Annotated in this window: 29 protein-coding genes; 1 reads left to right on the forward strand and 28 read right to left on the reverse strand. The window is 49.7% G+C overall.

The genetic code is table 11. The features are described 5' to 3' along the window. Positions 1-148: 148 nt before the first annotated feature. A complete protein-coding gene (locus KIS29_09785; GenBank protein ID MBX8640610.1) occupies positions 149-319 on the forward strand; it encodes a hypothetical protein in 171 nt (56 codons plus the stop codon). A gap of 3 nt (positions 320-322) precedes the next feature. Here KIS29_09785 and KIS29_09790 read toward each other — a convergent pair whose 3' ends face one another. From KIS29_09790 to KIS29_09925, 28 genes are all read right to left on the reverse strand, one after another. Continuing rightward, positions 323-487: a hypothetical protein gene (locus KIS29_09790; protein MBX8640611.1), complete on the reverse strand. Its 165-nt coding sequence runs from the start codon at positions 485-487 to the stop codon at positions 323-325. A gap of 110 nt (positions 488-597) precedes the next feature. Further along, entirely contained in the window at positions 598-843 is a 246-nt protein-coding gene (locus tag KIS29_09795) for a capsid protein VP2 (protein ID MBX8640612.1), read from the reverse strand. A gap of 696 nt (positions 844-1,539) precedes the next feature. Then, a complete protein-coding gene (locus KIS29_09800; protein ID MBX8640613.1) occupies positions 1,540-2,520 on the reverse strand; it encodes a hypothetical protein in 981 nt (326 codons plus the stop codon). Further along, positions 2,517-2,876, reverse strand: coding sequence for a hypothetical protein (locus KIS29_09805; protein MBX8640614.1), 360 nt, complete (start codon positions 2,874-2,876; stop codon positions 2,517-2,519). The genes KIS29_09800 and KIS29_09805 overlap by 4 nt, the downstream gene beginning before the upstream one ends. Continuing rightward, positions 2,873-3,421 carry a hypothetical protein gene (locus tag KIS29_09810; GenBank protein ID MBX8640615.1) on the reverse strand — a complete coding sequence of 183 codons (549 nt, stop codon included), beginning with the start codon at positions 3,419-3,421 and terminating at the stop codon, positions 2,873-2,875. Before KIS29_09810 ends, KIS29_09805 begins: the two co-directional genes overlap by 4 nt. Then, positions 3,396-4,568: a hypothetical protein gene (locus tag KIS29_09815; protein ID MBX8640616.1), complete on the reverse strand. Its 1,173-nt coding sequence runs from the start codon at positions 4,566-4,568 to the stop codon at positions 3,396-3,398. Before KIS29_09815 ends, KIS29_09810 begins: the two co-directional genes overlap by 26 nt. Beyond that, a complete protein-coding gene (locus KIS29_09820; protein ID MBX8640617.1) occupies positions 4,565-5,188 on the reverse strand; it encodes a hypothetical protein in 624 nt (207 codons plus the stop codon). Before KIS29_09820 ends, KIS29_09815 begins: the two co-directional genes overlap by 4 nt. Before the next feature lie 25 nt (positions 5,189-5,213). Next, positions 5,214-10,001 carry a hypothetical protein gene (locus tag KIS29_09825; protein ID MBX8640618.1) on the reverse strand — a complete coding sequence of 1,596 codons (4,788 nt, stop codon included), beginning with the start codon at positions 9,999-10,001 and terminating at the stop codon, positions 5,214-5,216. Beyond that, entirely contained in the window at positions 9,998-10,225 is a 228-nt protein-coding gene (locus KIS29_09830; protein ID MBX8640619.1) for a hypothetical protein, read from the reverse strand. The genes KIS29_09825 and KIS29_09830 overlap by 4 nt, the downstream gene beginning before the upstream one ends. Further along, positions 10,225-10,446 (reverse strand): hypothetical protein, encoded by a 222-nt coding sequence (locus KIS29_09835; protein ID MBX8640620.1) that lies wholly within the window; start codon positions 10,444-10,446, stop codon positions 10,225-10,227. The genes KIS29_09830 and KIS29_09835 overlap by 1 nt, the downstream gene beginning before the upstream one ends. Positions 10,447-10,471: 25 nt before the next feature. Then, positions 10,472-10,807 (reverse strand): hypothetical protein, encoded by a 336-nt coding sequence (locus KIS29_09840; GenBank protein MBX8640621.1) that lies wholly within the window; start codon positions 10,805-10,807, stop codon positions 10,472-10,474. A 5-nt stretch (positions 10,808-10,812) separates the two neighbouring features. Next, on the reverse strand, positions 10,813-11,976 hold the full coding sequence (locus tag KIS29_09845; protein ID MBX8640622.1) for a hypothetical protein: 1,164 nt from the start codon (positions 11,974-11,976) through the stop codon (positions 10,813-10,815). A gap of 195 nt (positions 11,977-12,171) precedes the next feature. After that, complete coding sequence (locus tag KIS29_09850) at positions 12,172-15,108, reverse strand: hypothetical protein (GenBank protein MBX8640623.1); 2,937 nt, start codon at positions 15,106-15,108, stop codon at positions 12,172-12,174. A 100-nt stretch (positions 15,109-15,208) separates the two neighbouring features. Continuing rightward, entirely contained in the window at positions 15,209-15,406 is a 198-nt protein-coding gene (locus KIS29_09855) for a hypothetical protein (GenBank protein MBX8640624.1), read from the reverse strand. A 27-nt stretch (positions 15,407-15,433) separates the two neighbouring features. Continuing rightward, on the reverse strand, positions 15,434-16,051 hold the full coding sequence (locus KIS29_09860) for a site-specific integrase (protein ID MBX8640625.1): 618 nt from the start codon (positions 16,049-16,051) through the stop codon (positions 15,434-15,436). A gap of 2 nt (positions 16,052-16,053) precedes the next feature. Continuing rightward, complete coding sequence (locus tag KIS29_09865) at positions 16,054-16,812, reverse strand: hypothetical protein (GenBank protein MBX8640626.1); 759 nt, start codon at positions 16,810-16,812, stop codon at positions 16,054-16,056. Further along, on the reverse strand, positions 16,790-17,047 hold the full coding sequence (locus KIS29_09870) for a hypothetical protein (GenBank protein MBX8640627.1): 258 nt from the start codon (positions 17,045-17,047) through the stop codon (positions 16,790-16,792). Before KIS29_09870 ends, KIS29_09865 begins: the two co-directional genes overlap by 23 nt. Beyond that, on the reverse strand, positions 17,044-17,940 hold the full coding sequence (locus tag KIS29_09875; protein ID MBX8640628.1) for a hypothetical protein: 897 nt from the start codon (positions 17,938-17,940) through the stop codon (positions 17,044-17,046). The genes KIS29_09870 and KIS29_09875 overlap by 4 nt, the downstream gene beginning before the upstream one ends. Further along, positions 17,937-18,332, reverse strand: a complete 396-nt coding sequence (locus tag KIS29_09880; protein ID MBX8640629.1) for a hypothetical protein — start codon at positions 18,330-18,332, stop codon at positions 17,937-17,939. Before KIS29_09880 ends, KIS29_09875 begins: the two co-directional genes overlap by 4 nt. A 59-nt stretch (positions 18,333-18,391) precedes the next feature. Then, on the reverse strand, positions 18,392-18,799 hold the full coding sequence (locus KIS29_09885) for a hypothetical protein (GenBank protein MBX8640630.1): 408 nt from the start codon (positions 18,797-18,799) through the stop codon (positions 18,392-18,394). Positions 18,800-18,877: 78 nt separating this feature from the next. Then, entirely contained in the window at positions 18,878-19,831 is a 954-nt protein-coding gene (locus KIS29_09890) for a hypothetical protein (protein ID MBX8640631.1), read from the reverse strand. Between the two features lie 26 nt (positions 19,832-19,857). Beyond that, the gene (locus KIS29_09895) at positions 19,858-20,970 is read right to left on the reverse strand and encodes a site-specific integrase (GenBank protein ID MBX8640632.1); all 1,113 of its coding nucleotides are present in this window, start codon (positions 20,968-20,970) and stop codon (positions 19,858-19,860) included. Then, positions 20,963-21,241 carry a hypothetical protein gene (locus tag KIS29_09900; GenBank protein ID MBX8640633.1) on the reverse strand — a complete coding sequence of 93 codons (279 nt, stop codon included), beginning with the start codon at positions 21,239-21,241 and terminating at the stop codon, positions 20,963-20,965. Before KIS29_09900 ends, KIS29_09895 begins: the two co-directional genes overlap by 8 nt. Next, positions 21,238-21,588 carry a hypothetical protein gene (locus KIS29_09905; protein MBX8640634.1) on the reverse strand — a complete coding sequence of 117 codons (351 nt, stop codon included), beginning with the start codon at positions 21,586-21,588 and terminating at the stop codon, positions 21,238-21,240. Before KIS29_09905 ends, KIS29_09900 begins: the two co-directional genes overlap by 4 nt. Before the next feature lies 1 nt (position 21,589). Next, complete coding sequence (locus KIS29_09910) at positions 21,590-21,766, reverse strand: hypothetical protein (protein ID MBX8640635.1); 177 nt, start codon at positions 21,764-21,766, stop codon at positions 21,590-21,592. Positions 21,767-21,920: 154 nt separating this feature from the next. After that, positions 21,921-22,100: a hypothetical protein gene (locus tag KIS29_09915; protein MBX8640636.1), complete on the reverse strand. Its 180-nt coding sequence runs from the start codon at positions 22,098-22,100 to the stop codon at positions 21,921-21,923. Between the two features lie 330 nt (positions 22,101-22,430). Further along, positions 22,431-22,622 (reverse strand): hypothetical protein, encoded by a 192-nt coding sequence (locus KIS29_09920; GenBank protein MBX8640637.1) that lies wholly within the window; start codon positions 22,620-22,622, stop codon positions 22,431-22,433. Between the two features lie 345 nt (positions 22,623-22,967). Continuing rightward, a complete protein-coding gene (locus KIS29_09925) occupies positions 22,968-23,129 on the reverse strand; it encodes a hypothetical protein (GenBank protein ID MBX8640638.1) in 162 nt (53 codons plus the stop codon). Positions 23,130-23,145: the final 16 nt, after the last annotated feature.

Below are 23,145 nucleotides of genomic sequence, written 5' to 3' on the forward strand. Positions count from 1 at the left end.
TGGTCATAGGGTTCCCACCGGTCCGTCTTCAGCGCCGTCAATTCTTCCTTCGTCTCTTCTTTCACTACTATGGTCTTGTCCATCTAAAGCCACCTACAGAGAGATACAGCAAGACTATACTTAAAGTTTTGTGTGCGCCTACAGATGGATGATGACTGTAAGAGGCGAAAAGATAAATGTCCTCGTCCCCGAGGGGATGCTGGCCAAAATAAACGACATCCTGAAAAGGGACCAGTCATGGATCTCAATTCAGGAATTTATAAGACAGGCGGTCGCAGAGAAGATCGAGAGAATTGAAAAGGAGCACGCGATAGGATGATGCCTAAAGACCCTTCATGGATTCGTCGAGTTTCTGGAGAGCCCTTTCTTCCATTGTCCGCGCTATCCGCTTCGCCTCTCGCAGCGTTTCCGCGGCAAGAATCATCCGTGCCATTCTCAGTGTCGACTTTATGTATCCATTCAGGAACTCAATATCCAGTCTATCCATGGCTATTAGAAAAATCACGATTTCGATATTCTTTTCGCTTCAGATGAAAAATGAGCAAATGGATTAGAGTCCAATATCGCCGAAAGATGGGTATAAAAGGGCCAGCAGCCTCATTTGCCCTGGTGTTCTTCGTTCGCCTTCCGGAGGGTTATTGCCATGTTCACTGCGTCCTCGAGGCTCCGGTTTCCATGTTCCCTGGCAAGGTCTCTTGCCTTGATGAGGTATTCCATCTTGATTTTCTCCCGCCCATTCGCGCCCTTCTCGAATGCCCTGTCTCCGTATTCCCGGCGGACGTACTCAGTAACCCGGCCTGGATGCCTGATGGATCCCTGGATCCAGTACGGGTCATGACGGATTGAATTCTTCCTCGGTGTTACCGGGTAGTGTTCTCCTCCCTTTCTGGACCTGAAATCTGCCATGGACAGATATTATGCACCCAATACATAAACATTCACCGGAATCGATGGTATTTTTATTCACGACCAATTTAGAAATCGATGGTTGAATTTTTCATCTTCGACAGGTAAATAATCACGGACAATCATTCTGGGGGTGCCGCGGCGGACTGGGGCTGCGCAGGGGGTAAAACATCGACTCCATGGATCAATTAAGCCACCCCCCTCCCCGTCCCCGTTCTGTTTGAGGACAAATAAAAGCAGCTGCTTCGCCCTTTGCTTACGGTCCGGGATCTCCGCCCCGTGTCAATCAGATATTTGTTTTAGTATATAAGGTAGGATGGAAAAAAGTTCCACATGTATGTACAAATGTTCCACTACTTTCTACCCTTCAGGTGAGGATCATACCTGTCTTCCTTAGGAGGTCCAGTAGACTTCATTCTTCCGATTAACTCGTTTAACTGATTAACTCCCCTTATCAGGGAATCAGTATTTTCCTTGGTTAGCAGAGAGTTAATCGAATTTTTTGAATCTGGATTTCGATTAACTTCGTTTAACTCATAGTTAAACGAGTTAATTGAGTTAATCAAGTTAATGAAGTTAAACGAGTTAAACGCTAACTGTTTTTCCTCAACGGGGATCTTTATACCACACTGTTCAGGAGCTCCCGGGGATGCACATGATGCCCTCGTACTTGTGGCACCTGGGACACCGCGGAGGGTTGTTCGTCTTTGAGGTCCATACGTAACCACAGCTCGGGCACTGCGCGATCCATTTTGGCTGGATGTCCAGTATGGACCAGTACGCCTCGCGGGAGAACATGTCGAACGTCGAAACACCATGGACCTTGTCGATGTACTGAGGGAGGTAATCCCTGCTGGTTATCGGCGTGTCCAGGATGTTGAAAAGACCGCCGTTCGTGAGCAGCGGGTAGCCGCGTTCCAGGTTGTTCAGGAGTCCCTGGCTCACAGGGGTCCTCCCGGGGATCTTCCTGCCTCCCCTCACATAGCCGAAGTAGACAATCATGTTGATTATCTTGTAATAGAGGCTGGTATACTGGTGGACGCTGAATCTTGTGCTCACGTTGTTCTTCCGCAGAGTCCCGAAGATTTTCGCGAACTGGTTCGTGATATGATACCATTCATCCTCCGGGCTCCCGGGAAAAAGCTCGTCGGCCTCATCTATGAACACAGTCACCCATTCGGAGGTCTTCCGGGCTTCGAGCGCATGGAAGAAAAGCGTCCACCATGCGGCCTGCTGGACAGGGGAAAGGCCGCATGTAATGATGACGTTCATGAACCTGGTATCGCACAGGCCGAGCGCATCCTCCGGGGATTCGCAGTTGCTCACGAGAATGTTCTGCAATGGTTTTGCTTCCTTATCTATCTGGACATGGTCGATGGTGACCTTCGCCCCCTGGACGATAAGGTTCACGGGCATGAACTTCTGGAACACAGACCAGGTATCGGAGGACTTTCCTTTCCATACCGTCAGGTCTCCTCTCCGGAAGGCATCCCTCGCCATCTTCTGGAGCAGCAGTGTCTTTCCCTGCCCCTTTGGACCTATCACCAGGAAGTCGGTGCCCCCATCGGGCGTATGCTCCATCATGGTCTCGTAGATCATCTTCTCTCTTTTCATTCTGGCTCCGGCTCCTCATGCCTGAGGCCCTTCTTTGCCTCAGTCCTGAATTTCAAGCCAAGGTCGCCGTAGAGCATCGAGCACTGGACGGCCCAGCGGTTCATTATCTCGAACATCTGCATGTCGAACTCATTCGGGTCCGTACGGAGCAGAGGCAGGATCTCGCTGATCGCTTTCCGTATTTTCATGAACTCCCTGCGGTAGCCCTCCGTCGCCGACTGGTAGAAATGTATGTGGAAGCGGTTCAACGCTGCGTACCATTTCTTCCGGCTTTCCGGCGTGATTTCCGGAGGCACTTCTATCGCCTCCTGGTACACCTGCTGGTCAAAGGTCACCGGCACCGGTTCTTCGTTCATTCAGATTCCTCCATTGTGTATTGACGGGGGATGATGATGCGTTCGGTTGTCCTGTTGGCGCTTATCATTCTTATGTATTCGATATCATCCGGGAATGAAATCGGGAGTGGGATCTGCTCGTGCTGTATCGGTGTCGAGAATTCAGCCCTGTCCTGCGCAGACACAAAGACATTGTTCTTGAAGTTCGCCATGACGTCAAACAGGACCTGGCGAAGGTCGTGGCGCATTGCCTGGACGCGCGCCTTGTCAAACCTCTCGTATGCCTTGATTATTTCCTCGTCCGAAGGCTCCTGCTTCCTTGTGGCTATGTACTCCCGGATCCAGTGCGACACTGTCACATCAAGGGCGAGGTCCGCGTCTTCCTCCATCTCGATCCACCGGTGCCCGATCTCCGGTATGTCCTCAGTGGGCGCGAGGAAAAGCATCGATACCTGATCCTCGGAGAGTCCGGCGAGTCTCCCTGTCCTTTCGATGAATTCCCTTATCCTCCGGATGTTGGCATTCGGTGCCTTCTCCTTCTTATTCTCCTGTTTCGTCTGTGTCACCTCCGGCTGCCTTGCTCACCAGGTCGAGATCGTAGATCGTCCTGGTGGTTTTGTAGAGGCGTTTCTTATCGAGGAGACGCGCAGCGATATCCGGCTGCCCGTTCATCCTGAAGTCTTGCTCAAGTATGTGCTGCTCCAGGCGGATCTTGCTGTCGTGCTGGTCCTGATAGGCCTGGTAGTGCTCAAGCCTGGCGAGCAGGAGCACCTCATTATCGAGTACACGCTGCAACCTGAGGAGGCGGAGGCTTCCAGGCTGGCTCTCCCATTCATCCAGTTCCTTGAGGGCCCTTTCGTTCGCCGTCCTGACGCCAAGGACATACTGTTTTTCCTTCTTCGTGAGGCTGCTGAGAGGCGTCAGCGACGGTGCGGCTTTCGCGAGTATGCTGTCCCTCTCCTGGATATCCCGGAGGATAAATTTCTCCATGACCTTTATCTTCGAATAGTCCGCCTCGCTGATCGATCCCTTTTTCGCGAGGCTCCTTATCTTCTTCTGCTGCTTCGTGAGTGCATTCACGCGCTGGAAGTAATCCATTGCGGTGGTGATGTTCTCCCGGTAGTTGGCCTGTCCGATGGCGGTGAAGCCGTCGGGGGAGCTTGATGCGCCCAGCGTGATGTCGCCGTAATCCCCGTGCAATCCGGTCACATTCTCGAAGTTGATCGTTTTGCCCACCTGCCAGTCGTAATAATGGTAGAGGGCTATTCCTGTCACGTCCTCGCTGATGAAATCTGCCACAATCTCGCCGTTCTCGTCCTTCGTGTTCCTCAGGCGGATAGGCCTGTCCTTCATCCTGACCTCTATGTGCGTCCTGACGTGATCCTTCGAGATCTTCGCGACCGTCCACGCAGAGGCGGCGTATGATATGAACGTTGAAAGGATAACAATCCCGAAGAACTCCGGGAAATAGAGGTAGACAGCAGCGAGTATGCCGGTGACAATGCCGATGAACAGCAGGATGTAGATAACGCCGTCCTCGAACAGTATCTCCGCCCAGTACTGCTTGAGGTTCTGCCCAGGCTTTCTCGATATCCTGGGGATGCGCCTCCTTGGCCTAACCCTCCTCCCGAATGGAAAGAGGAAGTTTCGCTTGACCACTTCGTACTGTGAATCGTCCGGGAGCGGTTCATTGGGAGTAAGCGGTTCCGTCATTTCTTATCATCTCCGTACATTTCGCGGTGCCTGAAATCATCGCCCGCATAGAGCTGAAGGGGAGAGCGCTTGCTTTTCTTGTACCTGTAGAGAAGGACAGTGAAGGAGGGGATCATGATGCCCATCAGAAGCGCTATGGCGAAACCAAATGACTCTAGGTCACCTGTCGTGAATTCCAGCACGATGATGTGAAGCTGCTGGCTGACATAATGGATGTAGTTCGTGACCGTGATGAAGTCCAGGGAATAGTTGAACGACACGGAAATGCCCAGAGCGGATGAGAATATATTGAACGAAAGAACATAGAGGCCTATCAACGTGCTGTTCAGATCCACTATCGTTTTTATGTACGAGAAATAACCGGAATAGATCTGGGAGCCGTCAGCTGATATGGTATAGGTCGAATTTCCCGGAGACCGCATTATTATCTCGAACTGCGGCGACATATATGATGTCTGGTTTGGGAGCGCCGTGAGCGGGATGTTGTTGATACTCGAGAGGCCTATTATCTGGGCATTTATCTCGGTTGCAGGTCCAGCCTGCGGAGGGCCCTGTGCGTTCGCCACGGAAGGCACAAGGAGCCCCGTGAGAACCAGAAGCATCGCCGTCATTACCATCATCGTCTTCTTTTTTCCAATCTTACTTTTAGATTCCGTCTTTCTTCACCTTCTTTGCTCTCTGCCTTATTGATCTTATCTTTCCTGATGTTGCAAGGTTGACTATCCTGTTCAGCCTGTCCTTCGGGATCTTCTCGTATATGGCCTGCTCCGGAGGCGTAAGCGGGATGCCTGCCAGAACTTTCTCTATCACGCTGCTCTCGATGTTAAGCCCCACGGTGTTTTCTTCGTTTTTCAGGGTGATGCTGCGCCTGCGCAGGTACCGGTAGGCATAGTACGCCACACCAAGGACAGTCACAACTGATGCCAGGAGATCTATGTTATTGGAAAGATACGCACTGAGCTCACCCAGGCTGTTGGGAGGGCCTGACGCAGGATTGTAGGCGACCACGATGAATCCAGAATGCGAGGATGCATACGCATAGCTCCCTGCCACCATTGTCCTCGACACGTTGCTGTAGATCGTATAGGAGCTGCCGGTCCTTGATATATTCAGGCTGAAGCCTATTATTCCAGGCGCTACGTAGTACGGATGCGAGACAGCGATGAGATTTCCATTTGAATAGATGAGAACCGTGAGATTCCCGAGAACGGAATGCGTGTAACGCGCGTCCATTGGCGTTCCGTTGCCATAATCCACGCTTATGCTTCCATTCGTCGGCGTCCTGGCCTCTATCTCTGCCGGCACCGATAGAGTGAGCTGCATTCCGACCTGGACGGAGGCCTGGAACGTGAGGGGAAGCGAATATTGCGCGGATATCGTCGAGCCTCCTGATGAAAGATAGCCCTCGATGAAAAGCACATAGGATCCCGGCGACACCGGGGCGGTGAAGTTGACGACAAGATAGTCTGTCTCCGTAACCGAGAGAGGAACGCTCGTCTGCCCGCTCTCGAGGGTCACCGTCGAATTTGACACAAATTCCCGGAGCTGCTGGATCGTCAGGGCGGTTCCATTTGAGCAGTACATGCCGAAGTCAAGGCTCACAGGGGAGCCGGTCTGTATCAGCGAGGGGGCATCCTTCGGGACTATGGAGAAATGGTCGGTGGAATTGTAGATCTGGTTTATCCTGTTGTTGAACTGCTGGCTCGTAAGGAGCTGCTGCCCGAAGATGACGTAGTTCTGGTTCTGTGCCAGTGAGATATTTGTACTGAAGGTTGCGTTGTCATGCAGGTAGAGATGATAGGACCCCGCGGCAAGATAAAGCGATGCCGTATCCCCGACCATGTCAGTGAAGGTGTATGACCGGGATCCCCTGGAGATGTTCACGTATTCGGTGGCCTGCTGCGAGCCTGGAGCAGCCTGCTCATCATTCCTGAACGAGAGCTCATAGCTGGGAGTGCCGATCTGAATCGTGAAGGACTGTATCGTTCCCCCCACGGTAAGATTCTCCTGCGCCAGGACATCACCCAGTGGATCCAGTACGTGCACGTTTAGGGATTCGCCGACCTGGAACGTGAGAGGGATGTCGGCCTGGTAGTCAGCCCCGTTTATCTCGAGAGTTATGTTGTCGGGAGGATATGTATCCAGGGGACCTGCGCCAGAGGCAGTGTATGCCTGGACGGTGAATGTGACCTGAGCAAGCGGAGCTGTAACGTTCACGTAAAGGGTCTGCGCAGGTGCATCAGCCCGGAACGTTCCTGAGTATATGACGTTCCTGCCAAGAGAAGAATCGAATATATCGGCATACCATTGGTATGATGAATCGTTCCCGACGTAGAATGCCAGGTATGAATTGAATGCCACGGCTATGCCGTTCTGCGAGAGCTGGATGGTTGTGGCTGATGTGTTCACGAACTGGACTGTGACAAGAGACAGGGACAGCGGGATGTCAAAGGCAAACTGCGAGCCGTCCATGAGCAATGAGGATGAAACGCCAACAATACCATCCCATGGATCAAGTATGTAGAATTGATCCGTCGAGCCAAACGGCACCATGAAGTATTCTGATGACTCGTTCACATAGTGAATGGTGCTCGAACCGAACAGCGTGTATCGGTCCTGGATGATGAACTCGGAGAGGTCGGCGGCGCTGATTGTCTGGTTGCCCGATTGCAGCTGTACCGAGACCTCCATCGGGGAACCCAAAAGGGAGGAGGGCTGCACGAAGCTCAGGGTGAATTCTGATACCAATGAGACGTTCGTGAACAGGACCTCGGAGTCATAGGCGAAGTCCTGGGCGACATAAGAGGGTGACCCGTACTGGAAAAGCCAGGAGGCATTGTAGTTTATCTGTACAAACCTGAAATCGAAATAATTCGGTATGAAGTACGTGAATGACTGATTCATGTTGCTTGGCGGATATATGGATACCGCTGAGTAGTGCACAAACGAGAGGTTGGACGAATTGACGAGCGTGGAATTCTCATGCGGATAGATATATTGCGTTATGCCGGAATAGCTGCTTTCCGTCAGTGACTGGTTCGCGAAGACAGACTCTGCCGTCGGATAGAATATCTCCAGAATGGTTGCAGATCCAGAAGCCGGTATTGAATCCAGGCTAAGGAGCCAGGTGGCCGATGACGAGCTGTGAGCCTGCAATTCCGATTTTATCAGGGAGCCATTCGCATACCGGAACAGGACGTTCCTCATGACTGGATTCAGGTAAGGGGACCAATAGGAGCTGCTCTCTGTCAATTCGTACGTAAAATCACCTGTGGGCGTTGTCCCTGTATTGTTGATGGCGATTGGGTACTGCTGTGTGAATGAATTGGCTCCAATCTCAACGGCAAACGTGGCATTGAGCGACGGGTAGAGGGGCGCGCTGTACTGGTACGACACAGAATAGAATGCGCCATCGAAATTGAGCGTCAGGGTGAACCCTGTCAGGCCTGCGCTTGGAGGATGCATCGTCATAGTTCCGGAGGCCGCATTGAAGGATGAATCCTGAAACTCTGCTCCTGCATCATAGGCGGTAACCGATCCGACGATGTCGTTCACCGCAGTGAAATGCATGGTCACTACCTCGTTTGAAGTCAACGCGGTTCCGTATGGTGGAGATATTCCGACGGAGATAGCGACAGTCCACGAGAAAGTCTGGGTCGGTCCATCCATGCTCGATAGGATGCCTTCCGAGACTGAAGGATTGTTATTGAAGGACGCAGTTATCGTGTAAGTCCCCGTATGAGAGTATGAATGAGTGAATATCTGTGAATACGTAGTCCCGACTGAATTTGAGACAGTGCCATCACCCCACGCAATAGTCACGGATTCGCCTTCTCCAGCAAAGACTGGCTGTGAGATGTTGAAATACAGCCGCATCTCAGATCCAGTTCCCATGAACTGGAGATATGAACTCACATAGGTTGGTGGTATGTTTGCAACACTTATTGTCTGGATGTAATTGTCTATTGTTTGTGCAGATGAATAGGCTGATGAATAGGTATACGTATGGTATTCTTGAGTTGACTGCTGGGTATACGAGCCATTATTGAGAGATACCAGGAAGCCTGCCTGCGGGCATGAATAATCGACCTGCTCCAGGCTGCTCACAGTGACTGTCGGGTTAAAGGTTGCAGAATCGGTTGAGAGGGAATTGATGGCGGACTCGTATTTGCCATAATACGCACCTGACGGCGTCGAAAATGAAAAGGGCACGGCGTAAGTAAATTCATTTGGAGATGGATTGGAAGGCGAATACGCAATTGAGTCTGTAAAGTAGCTGCTGAGACTGTTGTAAGTAGCCTGCTCCTGGTTTTCGAGCGTTATGACATAGGTCACGTCCGATGCCGATGATGTAACAGAACCGGACCCTCCGGGATTCGGGTCTCCTGTTACGGCACCTGTAACGAATCTTATTGCATCCGTACCAGAGAGAAGCCCTGGCGTGCTTGGCGATGATGTCGTCAGCATCGTTGATGATCCACAGTATGTTGCATATATCCCAGATATGCTTGGGTTGCTGAAGACAACATCATATGATGCCTCCTGGCTTGGTATATTGAAGGTGCAGGTGTCTGCTGAATAATGGAAGCCTATTACGCCATTTATTGCGGTGTTTGAACCGGTTCCAGAAGTTGAAACTGAATTTGTCTGCGAACCCGTATCCGACGTCATTCCTGATGGCATCGTATACCATGAATATCCGGAAGGTAGAACGTCACTGAACAGGACTGACCAGCCGCCCACCTGTTCGTTCAAGCCTCCTCCGTAAACCGTCCACTGCGGGTCTATATAGGCATACGCCTTAACATCGGTAGTTGACACGCAGTCATTAAATGTATGCGACCAGGAATACACCGAGCCATCTGGAGACGTTAAATTCGCATACACCGTCCCAATGTATGTAACTATAGAGCTGGATATGACGGCATTCCCGATGACAAACGCTGCCTGGTCCAGCTCAACATCTGCCTGATCCTTGAACATTCCGAAATAGTAAGGCGCAATTGATGGCGACGCGAAATCCTGTGTCCATACCGCGACCGTCGATGATTGTTTTGTCCATGCCAGCGACGATGAGAAGGCAGCTATGGATGAGAACGTTGAGTTATCGCAGATTGGCACATCGAACGTATAGGGTGTATTGGATTCAGCAGTCAGGGTGTAATAGGATGCACTCACAGACACAGAGGCTGACGGGTCCGAGGACGGTGAAAGCGCATGAGAGGCGATGGTTGAATCGGGAATGCCGGGTTGCATGTCTCCGGCATGCCCTAGTGCTATGGCAGGAATCGCAGAGAGGATCATCACAGAAACCAGCAGGAAGACTGTAACTACATGAGACCTGGCCATGACATGCTTTTCCAGGACTGAAAGGTCACGGAGCCATGCACGGCGCCTTCTGTCCTCCATCTGCTTGACCTTCTTCTTTTTCAATCTGCACCACTTGACCCAAGGCCGTAAAGGAAAGAGGCTATAGCGAAGAGCGTGAGAAATACGAAAAGGATAGTATATGTCGTGCTTACGTGCAGATAGCCGCCAGAAACATAGCTGCCCGCAGCCGACAGGAAGTCCAGTTCCTGGATAGTGTGTCCGCTGAATACCTCGTACCCAATGAACAGGAGAAGAAACAGGCCAATAAGGAAAGAGAGCGGACGCATTACAACTTACCTATCGTGTTATTGTACAGGTAGGAGCCTGCGGAGGAAAGGGCGCCGGATACGGCACTGACAACGGCATGGAAGAAAGAATCTATGAGATTGGCAATGCCAGATGTCACGGACGAGAAAATTGATGTGAAGGAACCGATGATACCATCGCCTGCGGGAGCAAGCGCGGATCTATCAAAGACAACGGCATAAATGATGGCAGTTATGACCACTGCGGCAATGAGATAAAGTATGAGCTCACCTGCCAGCGATGAGCCCTTTGGCTTGGGTGCTAATATATTTCCACCTCATTAAGAAAAAATAAAATTTTACGGCCGGAAGCATGAAAAGGTTTGAGAGAGCGTGGCTGAGCCAGTTGAAGAAACCGGAGATAGCCTGCGCAATCCCGTTGAATGCAGCGGTTATCGGTGCGGCAAAGCTTGAGACTATGCCAACGCCAATACCTGCAACGGCCTGCTGGTCCAGGTAAAGAGCAAGGAAGACAGCGAAACCGATGGCTGCGACGATGAGAATGAATATCTCATCCGTTGTCAGCCCGATTCCGGTGGAGACTTCCTCCTCCTCATCTGCCAATCACATCACTCCTTGCGCTGCCTTGGGCGGAGCTTGTACCTCTTGGTGTTGATGACACCTACGATGGTCAGGAACAGACCGAACAGGACCACATACCAGCCCAGGAGCGACCCAAGGACATTCGTGGATGCCGCATAGTTCGCGTATATTGAGCCATCCGGGACCACAATGTTCAGGAATATTCCTGCAACCTCGCCTATAACGAAGACGAAGCCCGTGTAGTGGTACTTTTGCCTGGTTGGGACCGCGGTGTACCCGAAGGCAAAGAGACCGCCAACCAGCAGGCCCATTGTGGCTCCTCCATATCCGAACAGTGGTGAGACATTTCCCATCTCACCGACCACAGCGTATATAAAGAGCCCAATGGCGCCCAGAATGATCGCGATCGGAAGCTCGTGCCTTGCCTGCTCTCGGGCAGCCCTGTCCTCCTCATCGCCGTAGTGCTCAGGTGTTGAGTACCACAGGAACACCGTTGCGAGAAGCAGGAACGCGAGCATGAAATAACTGACAAGATCCACCAGGTTGAATGACACCGATGCCTCGAAGTATTGCGTGAAGGTGAAGCTGAACTCTGTTGTCTTGTTGACTGTGGAATTCACATTCATCTGGTACTGTGCAGTTCCAGACCACGGGGACGCGAACAGCTGGAGAAGGTTCACTGCCGGGTTATGCCCGAAAAGGTCGGTGCTCGGACCGTAAAGCGTGAAGTTGAGAGCGTATCCGGTTACACCCTTGTCGCTCACAGATGTCGTACCGGAATCGTTGACATATTCACCGAAATACTGATAGAGGTTCGTTATCTTGCCGTCAACGCTTGTGAGGTCTGTGTACTCGTAATAGGCTGACTTTGTAAGCAGGTTGTATACTGACTGCGATGAGTTGTCGGTCATTATGACAATGCGATTCACCGTAAAGTTAACGGGAAATGTCGCCGTTATTGAATCTGTGCCTGCGCCAGTGATGGTTGCCATCTTCCAGGTGTGCGACTGCGTGTTCAGGCCCCATACCTCCGAGACCTCGTTGCCGACGTTGAAGTTCTTGACCACATTCAAACCGCCATTGCTCTTTGCCTGCGCGGCTTCCCCGCCAATGACGAGGATACCAAATGCAGCCGTGAAGACCACTATAAGAGCAATCAAAACCGTCCATATTCTTGTGTTCGTTTTCATTTTCTCTCAGGAATCCAACAGGGAGATCGCCTGTCCGAGCCACTGGAATGCAACATCAGAGAGCCGATGCCTGAAGAGATTATCCCTCCTTTTTGCTAATTCCTGGGAAAAGAAGCCGTCCAAGTTTCTGGGGCTCGACAGCACTCATTTCCCCAGAAACTGTGAATGGATATATTCAGAGGGTTATATATACATTCATCTTGGCCTTCTGATCATGAGGTATATACCGGCGGAAACACCGGCGGCCGAGGTAGCTATCAGGATCCAGAAGACATAGACCGGGAAAAAGTTCATCGGCGGCGCAGGCTGCACGGGGTTATACGGTGGCGGAGGCGACACATAAGGCGTTGCTGAGAATACTGGATCAAGAGGCATAGTTGCAGGGTTGTACGTTGCGTTCAACACGCCAGTGGAACTTGCGTCCTCAATGAATGATCCGAACAGTGAGCCGTTGTCTATTATCTGGATTCTGTACTGCTCGCCGGCATTCCCGGTGAATTGCAGGTCGACCGGAGGTGCCTTGGAGCTATTCACGCCAACCTGTATGTATGATGGCTCAACTGATTCCGAGTAATCGTAGCCTTTCCAGATGAAGTTGGGCTGTGGGCCGCCTGCAAGTCCATTTGAGTAGGAGATTGTGGGAACATTGTTAAGGATCTCGACGTCAGGAGTGATATTATATGTCCATGTCTTGAGATTCCAGATTGGAGCTGTCACCATTTTACTCGTGTTGAATATATACTGCGGATTACTCAGGGAAACAGTATCATTGTAGAATGTTGGCATCTGGTAAGCAATCTGTCCTATGTAATTGCTTGCCTCTGCTGTCATGTTTCCAAGCGGTACATATGTCTCTATCGGTGAAGGCGCATAATAAAACAGGTTTCCTCCGATATGGTTGATGGAATGCCCTCCTGTGATGCTGCCGTATCCCTGATCACCACTTTCGTTATTGTTTGAGCCAATCGGGATTATTTGATTGTTCAGGTTCTCGAACACGTTGTCATATATGTAGTTGCACCCTGCCCAGTCCACAATATCCCATGTGTATGGCACTATAAGCGTTGAGTTCGGCCCCTGATCGTAGGAATAATCATTCATGAAAAGATTATGTGAAACATTCGACTGTATATTCCCTTCGCCGAGGAGGACTGCGACTGGATCTGTCTCTGGCGCGAACGGACTGCTTCCGATAGGGACGGCCTGGAATGTGTTATACATAACATACAGATATGAAAGTGCAAATTTCGGATAAGGGACGTTCATGTCTTCGATGTCCTCCCCGATACCGACGTAGTAATGCGGCGATATGTAATCCATTGCGCTTTGGTTATAATATGTGTACGAAAATGTATCGTTGGTGTAATAAACGTAACTTGGATAAACTCCATTAAACATCTGGGCTGTGGTAGAACCGACTGCATTCACCAAGACGAAATTGGAGAATATATCATGAGAAAACGTTGCCGTGATAGAAGATGCCGTACCGAAATGCAACATGCCACCCATATCTATCTCTGAGTAACTTATATTAAACCAATTACCATCAGGATCAATGCAAACTGAATCTACGTTCAGCGTCATCAACTGAGGTATAGTATAGTTGAAATCTATCCAATCTTGGTACATCTGACCTATGCCCCATGATCGAGAGCTTTCTGTTGTGATAGGGTAATCAGGTATAACTGAGTAACTCATATTCGATATTGTTTCTGTTGAGTTGTAAAATGTGTCATGAAGCGCGTAGGTTGCGGCAAGCATCGATGACGAAACGTATGAATACTGCAAATATCTATATACGGAACTACTATCAACATCTTCTAAGTATGAACCGCTCACAGTGATATTTTTATTTGACGATGATGCACCGAGATTTATCTCATACATTCTGGTGCATTGGACGTTTACTATTCCGTTTGTGGAGTATTTCTCACCGACGATAGTATCGTTTACCAGAGTGATACTGCTGACTTGCGAAGAACTCCCTTTCGAAAAGATGTTTAGTACGAGGCCACACCTATCTGAAAAACCCATCACATTGGAATTTTGAATTGTTACATTTCCATTGTAGCCCTGGTAACCGCCCCCAAATTTTATCGTTATATTGACATGATTGAAAACAAGCGAAAGGTTGGGTGCTCCAAAAAAGACCTTGCTGCCAATCACGATGGTACCACCTGTAACCGTTGTATTTTGCGTTATCGCCCAGTTATTACTTCCAAATGAAGTTGGGTTTGTAACTGGAATCTGAGTTCCTGACACATCCGCGGTCGATGTCGTATAATATCTTATAGGATTATACTCTTGGTAGGAGTACGTATTGGATGAAGGAGTAAACCCTCCTCCTGATGAATTCACCATCCCATAGAGAACACCGGATATAGGATTTCCATATCCTTCCAGCCTAATGTTATAAGATAACGCAGTGTCGATCCCTTCGAATTCCACACTTCCATTTGATAGTGTGCTCCCCCAGCCAAGGAGTTTTCCGTTATTGGGACTTGTGGTGTTGTACAGTGAAATGTTCATCTGTGGGTAAGATTTCGGCGGTTGTGAGAGATCATTCAGAGAAGAGTATGCTGCCCAGATGGTTCCGGTGCCTCCATTATTAATCGTTACTGTAGCATAAGATGATGGAATCATGTAGATCGTTTTACTCCCGCCTGTTATGTAGATCATCTGCACAAAATTTTCATAGGAAGAAGAACTCGTTGTTGCCGATACTGCATACCATCCAGGAGGGACAGAGAATGAAGCAATACCGGTTGCATTTGTTTTAGATGAATATGTAGCTCCGGTCGTTGTATTGTAGAGAGCAACTAAAATCCCAACGCCTGCCGAATGAGATGAAAGGGTGCCGTTGTAAACAGTTACTGTGAATGATATATTCGAGGGGGGAGAATTCCACCATGAAGGTGCAGTATTCATAAGAGCCGTAACATTCGATGGTGCGCCGAGTGAACTCAAAGGTACAGTAGGTCCTTGTGTTCCCTGCGCCCCGACATTCGATGGCACTGTCGGGGTTCCATACTGGTATGGGAAGGTAAAGGATGTCGAGGCGGATGGAATAGATGAAGCGTACGTGCCACCTGAATGTATAACCCCAAATGCCATAACTACGAATAGGCCCACAATCAATAACGAAAGAATTTTACTCCATAATTTCAGATTTCATCACCTTCATGGTATGTTTTAATCAGGTTTAGTTATAGTCAGTGGCTTATAAATACATTCATCTTTTAAGCAATATTATGTTTCTGGGGAGATTCTTTATCTCCACCTGCATTGTGAGGCATTCCCGCACATGGTACCGTAGTGCCTTGTAGGGGATGCCAATCTGGAATGCGATTGCCCTTCCCCACGTCTGCCTTTTTTTCATGACGGCTGCGAGAATGATCCGGTCTACGGGGTGGGGCAGGTTGACCTCCATGACCACCTCGGCCAGGTGTGTGCTCAGTCATCTCACCTCGTAGATTTTCTTCCCGTTCACAGTGTTCCTGATGAATTCTGGGCTCGGCTTGCTGTAGTACCGGAGAATCGTGGATGCGCTATCACCCGTGTTCTGGATCACTATCTCCATCGGGATTCCAAGTTCTCTGGAGAGCGATATGTATGTATGCCGGATTGCATGCCAGCTCTTCTTCTTCCCTAATACCCGTGCAGTCCATGTCTGGATCTTCCGTTCTATCGTCTTGTGTGAGAATGGGAACAGCTTTGGATCCTTTCTCTTTTCGAGTGAGTTTATGTATCTTTTCAGGGACGCGAGTACCTCGTCTGGGACATAGATGTCCCGATACCTGTCCTTCTTCTCGTCCCAGACATGGATCCGTCCCTCCGGCCCGTTTATGGATATTTCCTCCATGGATGCAATCTCCGAGATCCGCATCCCGGTGTAGAGTCCTGTCAGGATGAGAGTGTAATCGGAGATGTTGTCGGTTGTCCTCAGGATTGAATTTGCTTCCTCTATTGTCAGAGGGTCGTTCGAAGTCCTGTTTCTTGTTGTCTTATTTGCTGGCATTTTAGGACTTTCTTTCTTTCTGACTGTCCTCTTTTTCTGAGTGGTATATATTCTCATTGTTACCTGCCCCCTCCTTTTTGTCCTAAACGTGAAGGAATAGGACAATTATCCTGTGCCGTTTGCCTCACGTCACTAACTCCCCCAAACAAGGGCTTCCCTATCGGTTTATGGACTTCGAAATCCCAACTATATTTTTTACCTATTTCCTTAATCTGTTCTATAGTCGGAGTCTGATTATTCCTGATCCTCTTTTTAATTTCATCCCTCGATATGCCAAATTCCCATGAAAATACCTGGAATATACCGTAAAGGTCATCCTCATCGAATCCTTCATCGCATAGGGCATCAACCTCATAAAGCCTGCTTATGAATTTCTGGCATGAGGAATGGTAACAGAATGATTCGTATGGATAATCGTCGAACCATTCATCGTACTCAGGAAGCCTCACATATCTTTCGTATTCCTCTCCTTTTGTTATTATTAGACCACAGATAGAACACGTGTGTTCCTTCTTTGCGATTGGATGGGTCCATGGCTCCCTCTCTTTCTTCGGGTGTTCTATCTCATGCTGTGACTGCAGGTTGTTCCTGAACTGCTTTAGAATATCCGAATTCTGGCTATAGTCATATTTGATTGCAAACTCCCTTGAACATTTATCTGAACAATACACCTTTCTACCTGGTGCAAGGGGTTGGTCACAGTTGGCACATATGTGTTTCTCTTTTGAATCCCTGCGAATCCTCTCTGATTCCATTCTGATGGCTGTTCTTTTTTCCTCAACTTTCCTTCTTATTTCAATGGATACTTTCATTTTCATCAACCTCCTCCTTATTTTTATTTGGCTTCAATTTAGAAATCTTTGGAACGCTGGAAGGGGGAGGCGTGGTATTTTGATATGCCTTTGTCTGTTGATTTTTGACTGATTGGGCGATGGCTGCCATTCTCAACGCTGAACGAAGGTCCTGGAGGATGATGTCCCTGATGGTTGGATCCGTTATCGTTCTGGAGATCTTTCGAGCTTCTACTAGAAGATCCTGGAGGTCGTCGGTCATTTCATCCCTCCGGACGGCCCAAGGATTGATGTAATTGTGCCGAGCGCGCTTATAACCTGGCTCATCTGGTCCTGAGTGATTGAGGCCTGTTTTGCCAGCTCGGTCGTTATTGAGATCTGCGTTGTCAGCGCTCCCAGGGCTTCCTTGAGATCCGTGGTCGCGAGCGCGAACACATTCTTCCGGTATTGCTCTGCATCCTGCGGTGAGGTCTTCCTAGCAACGAACTCAAGCTCAGGATCTCCCATGCTCGAATCTGCAACTATCCGGGGTTTTCCTTCCTCGTTGTCTATCCTCATTTTTTTAACTATCTTTGCTATTGCATCATGCTCGAAAGCGAACTCCCTGGCCAGGATGGCACCTGAGAGAACACCTCGGTCCAAACGCTTCAGCCGGAAGGTTGGGTATAATCTCCTGATCCTTTCCTCTACCTGTTCGGCAAATGGAATAATCTCTGACATTACGTCTGCCTCCTGTGATTTGATGATTGCCTTGCGGCTCCTGTATCTTATCATAAGATCGATTCCGATCACAAATGCCATTGTGGCCGCTATCTTTCCATAAACGATGAATGCAGACTGGTTCGTCCATATCATGTACTGCACTGGGGATTGCCCGAGCAGGATGTAGTACATCAGGTCTCCAGCGCCATTGAATATCAGCGTATATGAATAGAGAGGTATCACATAGGATCTTGCGGCTATGCCCATCAGGATGACAACTGATGGCACCAGAAATCCGAACGTGAATATGTGATAATTATTCCACTGGAGCGAGATGTCGTAAGGGAAAATTGTGTACTGCCACATGATGACATCGTAGTAGGAGAACATTAAGAAGACCGCAAGTGCTATAGGATAGTCGAGCTTATTCATCTGGGTGCCCGTGTCCTTCACGATTTCACCTTTCCTTTTTTATTCATCGCATTTTTATAATTGATTTCAGACGTGGTTTTGGGTGGGGGGTTAATAGTTGTTCCTTCTGGCTGCTTAAGTTTAGTCAGTTCGATGAAATCCGAGAGCCTGAGTGTGATCCTGGCATCCATCAATTTTTCCCTTTTGCCATGTTGGATTAACATCGGAATCTTTCCTTCCTCCTTTGCCTTCTCCAATATGCTTACCCAGAGTTTGGTTGGAAGTGACTGTTTTCCGTCTTTCATCTCTATGTAGAAATCTTCGTGAAGGGTGTCGCTTTTTGTCTGATGTGACATGGATCCTGAGAATGGGTTTCGTTTTGTTCCGAAGATCTTGGAGAACTTGAGTTCGTTATCTTTCCAGGTTTTTACCATTTATCTCACCGTCTCCTCTTTTGGAAATTCCCTTATCCTCAAATCATGGGCATAGGACATCAACATTCCACGCTTCCGTTCGTGTTTGGATTGCGCACCGGCTCTGGGACCTGACATCTGCATTTGCCGTTCTTCCCCCAGCATCTCAGTGTGAACATCCTCGAGTCTCTCTCAGGACCCATTATTCTTTCGGACATTAACCTGGACTCCCGTTCCAGAAGTTCCAGCCGCCTTCCCAGCCCGCTGATTTCCTCTCCTTGCGCTGATGATTTTTTCATGAGATCATCAAGGTCTTCCCTTATCTTCCCTACCTCTTCCAGGAATTCTTCTACCTGTATTGTCCCAATGTCCTTCCTGTCGTCCTCGTATGTCACGAGGTGTAACCATTGGCGCCCGCCCGAATATATCCGGATGTTTGAGGTCGCATCATCCCTCAGCACGTATAATCCACGGGGAACCCTTCCCACTGGATCCCCACAATTCTTACAAGTTGATATGCCATTACGGTTGTTATTCATTGTGACGCACCACCAATGGAGAAGAATTCATTTCATCCCTCCGGATGGCCCGAGGATTGATGTAATCGTGCCGAGCGCGCTTATGACCTGGCTCATCTGGTCCTGGGTGATGGAGGCCTGTTTTGCCAGCTCAGTTGTTATTGAGATCTGCGTTGTCAGTGCTCCCAGGGCTTCCTTGAGATCCGTGGTCGCAAGCGTTAGAGTGTTGGACCTGATATGCTCCATGTCCTCGCTCGAGGTTTCCCTGTCCACTGTCTCGAGCTCCGGGAACCCTTTGCTCTGGTCCACGATTATCCTGGGCTTTCCCTTCTCGTTATCGATCCTCATGTGCTTCACCTTTTCGGCTATCGGGTGGTGCTCATAGGCGTATTCCCTGGAAATGATTCTGCCGGAAAGTATCCCCCGATCCAGACGTTTTAATCTGAAGTCACTGTGGATCCTTCGGATTTTTGATTCCACCTGTTCAGCGAATGGCATGATTTCCGACATTATGTCCGCTTCCTGGGATTCGACATCGCCGGAGGCCTTGAGGTATCTCTGAACGCCTGTTATTATGAGTGACTTTGTGGAGAGGATTGCGGTGAAATCCTCAAACTGGATGATGTTCTTCGACCAGTGCTCGAGTGGGACTATCTTCGAAGGATGGTCCTTGAATGATATGATAGCTGGATCTCTGACCGGGTTCACCAGGTCGAACTTGATCTGGAGGCGGTGAAGGCGAATCTTCATGTCCGACATTTTCTCACGGGGTGTTGCATTAATAGACCCCCCCGTGAGAGGATTCCTCACGGGGTGTTGCATTAATTCCTGGCCTGATGGAAGAACTGTATAGAGAACCTGATTAGAACGGACCAGGCGAGCAACGAAGCCTCTTTTCTCCATCTGCCTGATATCCCTCAGCACTGACGACGGATTGATGCCGAGAGAAGCCGCTATTTTCCTGATTGGAAGACCTCTCGACAGGCCCTCGAGGATCACCATGTGGGTGTTCCCTACCCGGAAGGCCCTCATGGTGGTTTCCTCACAGGTGTTGCATTAATGGTGTTGCATTTATCCTCACGGGGTGTTGCATTAATAGGCGATAAAAAAAGGTGGTCGGGGCCGTGATTTGCTGGCTCCGGCGTGGGTGTTGCATTAATGCCTACCCGTGAGCTCACGGGGTGTTGCATTAATTCACTGAACAAGACCAGAAGGGCTTTCTCTTTCAATTCACCGGGCGGATCTTCATCCTCATCCTCCCGACTGGTTCCATCGGCATTTGAGTGGTCCGTTCCCCGTCGGTCCATACCGTTCAATCCCGGAGCTTTCTGGGAGTCCAGGGCAATACGCGCAGCCTCGATGGCATCTCCCTGGGACGGATGCAGGTAGATTGACGTGGAATCAAGGTCCTCATGGCCAAGGAGCCTTGAGACATACAGGATTGATACGCCTCTTTTCAGCAGGTCGGTTGCGTAAGTATGACGTGCCATGTGAGGGTGGAATTTCACGCCTGCGGCAAAGGCGACATCCTGGCATATCTTTCGGAAATAATCGTATGACATCCTCCTGTCTGCCTTGGTCGTGAACAGATAGCCCAGGTCTTCCCTTCCCGATGGTGCCACCCTGTGCGGGATGTATTCCTGGATTGCCGTCCTTGCCTGGATCGGAAGGTAGATCTCCCTGACCTTCTGGCCTTTTCCCTTTACCGTTATGGTATTGGGACCGATGTCTGATATTTTCAGATCCACCGCTTCGCCCAGCCGGATGCCAGTGCCAAACAGGAGGGAGAACATGCAGTATTCGCGTGGGCCCTTCCTCTTCGCCGTTGCCATCAGGCGACGGACCTCCTCGGGACCGCAATACTGGATCGTGAACTCGGATCCGTATTCCTTGAAATACTTCATCTCCTCGATTCCCTTCCATCGGAGCCACCGGTTCAGGATCTTGATGTAGCCGTTGGCGGTCTTGTTTCCCTTGCTCTGCCATATCGCTCGAATGAACATCTGTGCCGCTTCGAGGCTCATCGACCCGTCTGAGTGGACCGAGAAATACTCTATCTTCCTCAGAGTCTGGCTCACCGTGTGGGGGCTGAATCTCTGCTTATCGATCATCCATTTCTGAAATTCTTCCATTTCATTCATTATCATATTCCTCCCATTCTTCGCCGTCCGGAGAGGCGATCTCGTCCTCCATTGCTTCAAAACAACTGCTGCACACCCCATATTTTGGGATATATGTGAAATCCTCAATTTCTATCCCAGCGACGAAACTGCCACAACTTGGACAGAAGCCCGCTTCCCTTGCATGCTTTTCACAGAAGGCATTCCCGCGTGGTTCCTCAGGATAAAAAAAATAATTGCCCTCCTCTCCGCATGTCACACACTTGATAACTTCACCATTTCGGCGCGTCATTTCGCTATTGCCTCCAAAATCCTGGAAGCCTCGTCCTTCGTGAGGTCGTCGAGGCCTTTTCCCGTGAGATTGATTGCTCTCGCAATCTCTTTCGATTCGCTGTCCTTCCTTGATAGGATCCTCTCAATGAACGCCCTCTGGTTCGGCGTTATCTTCTGCGGATCCTTCTTTGGATCTTTTATACCTTTTTCCTCGAGCCAGAAATGATACGGCTTGAGGGCCTTCTCAATTATGACGGATTGAACCGCAGACATCTCCTTCGGGAACTTGAGCTTGATGGAAAGAACCGTCTGGAGGGCGTAGTCCAGCCATTCGTCGAAGGGATCCTTTTTTTTCTGTTCTTCCATTTCAGCGGACCTCCCTGCATGCCTGGATCATGTTTGGCGGGACGTCGAACTGGCTCGTTCGGGTCTTTACACAGACATGGCCGTTGTCCAGGACTTCGCCCGGATACGTGAACTGGCCTCCGAAAATGACTATCCGGACCTTCTTTCCGATGTAATCCTTCATTTCTTCCGGGTTCATTTCGGGATGCCTCCTGTCAGGATTGTCTTCGACCCATTGGGCCAGGTTTCGCCGCACAGGCACTCGTGGTCTCCGAGGTGATTCGCGGGACGCTTACAGAAGTGTTTATCGCCGGGAACTCCGAAAGCAGACCAGCATCGAGACTGGAAGTGCCTCATTGCAGCTGCCCCCATCTTTCCAGGTTCTTGTTCTCCCTAGACCAGGATTCCAGAATCATGTTCCTGTAGCAGATCGTATGGTAGCTGTGCATTTCAAATGCGACCGTATAGACGTTGACATATCCTCCCTGGTGGACGTCTATTGGCGACTTGCAGACCTCGCATTTCTTTGTCATGGTCCTGCCCCCTCCCAGTCGTCTTCGTCGTCCTCGCCTGGCCAAATGCCGTCCTTTGTAGAGATATGGCAACAGGATGGGCATACTCTCTGGCCACACGTGTCGCAGTCCGGGCACCTGCATGTTCGGAACTCTCCATCAGTATCACAGGTATCGCACATCAGAACCTCACCTGCCTTACCATTCCCCGAGAACTGTCGGGCGTCCTGGGGAAGGTATATCTATCTATCTCATGGTGTGTTGGATTATTTCGTCTATGTTCCTTATAGCCATGACGGGTATATTCGCGTCCACAGGAACAAACAAAGCGAGCCATCGAGTGTTGGGGCATCAGAATCCCAGCTCCTTTAGTATCTTACCGCATTGCTTGCACCTTACCACTGGAGGCGTATTGCCGTCTTCCACTAAATTGATTTCCTCCCTGTCATAATGCTTGCATTCCTCCTTGGTCTGTGCACGGACATAATTCAAGAGTCTTTCAAGGTCATAGTCGAAGCTATTCCCGGGCCCGCCGATCTCCAATTTCTCACAGATTTGGTGTAGATCATACACCAGGATGGATCTCACCCGCTGATGCTCCATTGGCATCAGAATCCAGCCTCCTTGAACTGCTTCCCAAGGGATCTCATGTCATCGTCGTCAAGGACACAGAGGAGCTTGAATTCATTCGAGATTGTCCAGAGCCCTATATCCAGTTGCTTCTCCAGCTTTATCGGCATCAGAGGTCACCCTCCAGGCAGGATCCACATACTAAAAATCCGCAGATTGACCGCAGATCATCGATGGATCCACACCTTTCACAGACCATCGGTCTCGGAAGGTCCTGGGATATTGATTCTACCTCAATGTCTATATCCTTCCGTGGGATCATGCTGTCGAACCTCCGAGCTTCGCGGTTTGGGGTTCATTTTTTTCTTTCCCGGCTTCGATGAGTCTCCGTATTACGTGGTCATAGGGTTCCCACCGGTCCGTCTTCAGCGCCGTCAATTCTTCCTTCGTCTCTTCTTTCACTACTATGGTCTTGTCCATCTAAAGCCACCTACAG

The organism is Candidatus Sysuiplasma jiujiangense (assembly GCA_019721075.1).
In the GTDB taxonomy this organism is placed as follows: domain Archaea; phylum Thermoplasmatota; class Thermoplasmata; order Sysuiplasmatales; family Sysuiplasmataceae; genus Sysuiplasma; species Sysuiplasma jiujiangense.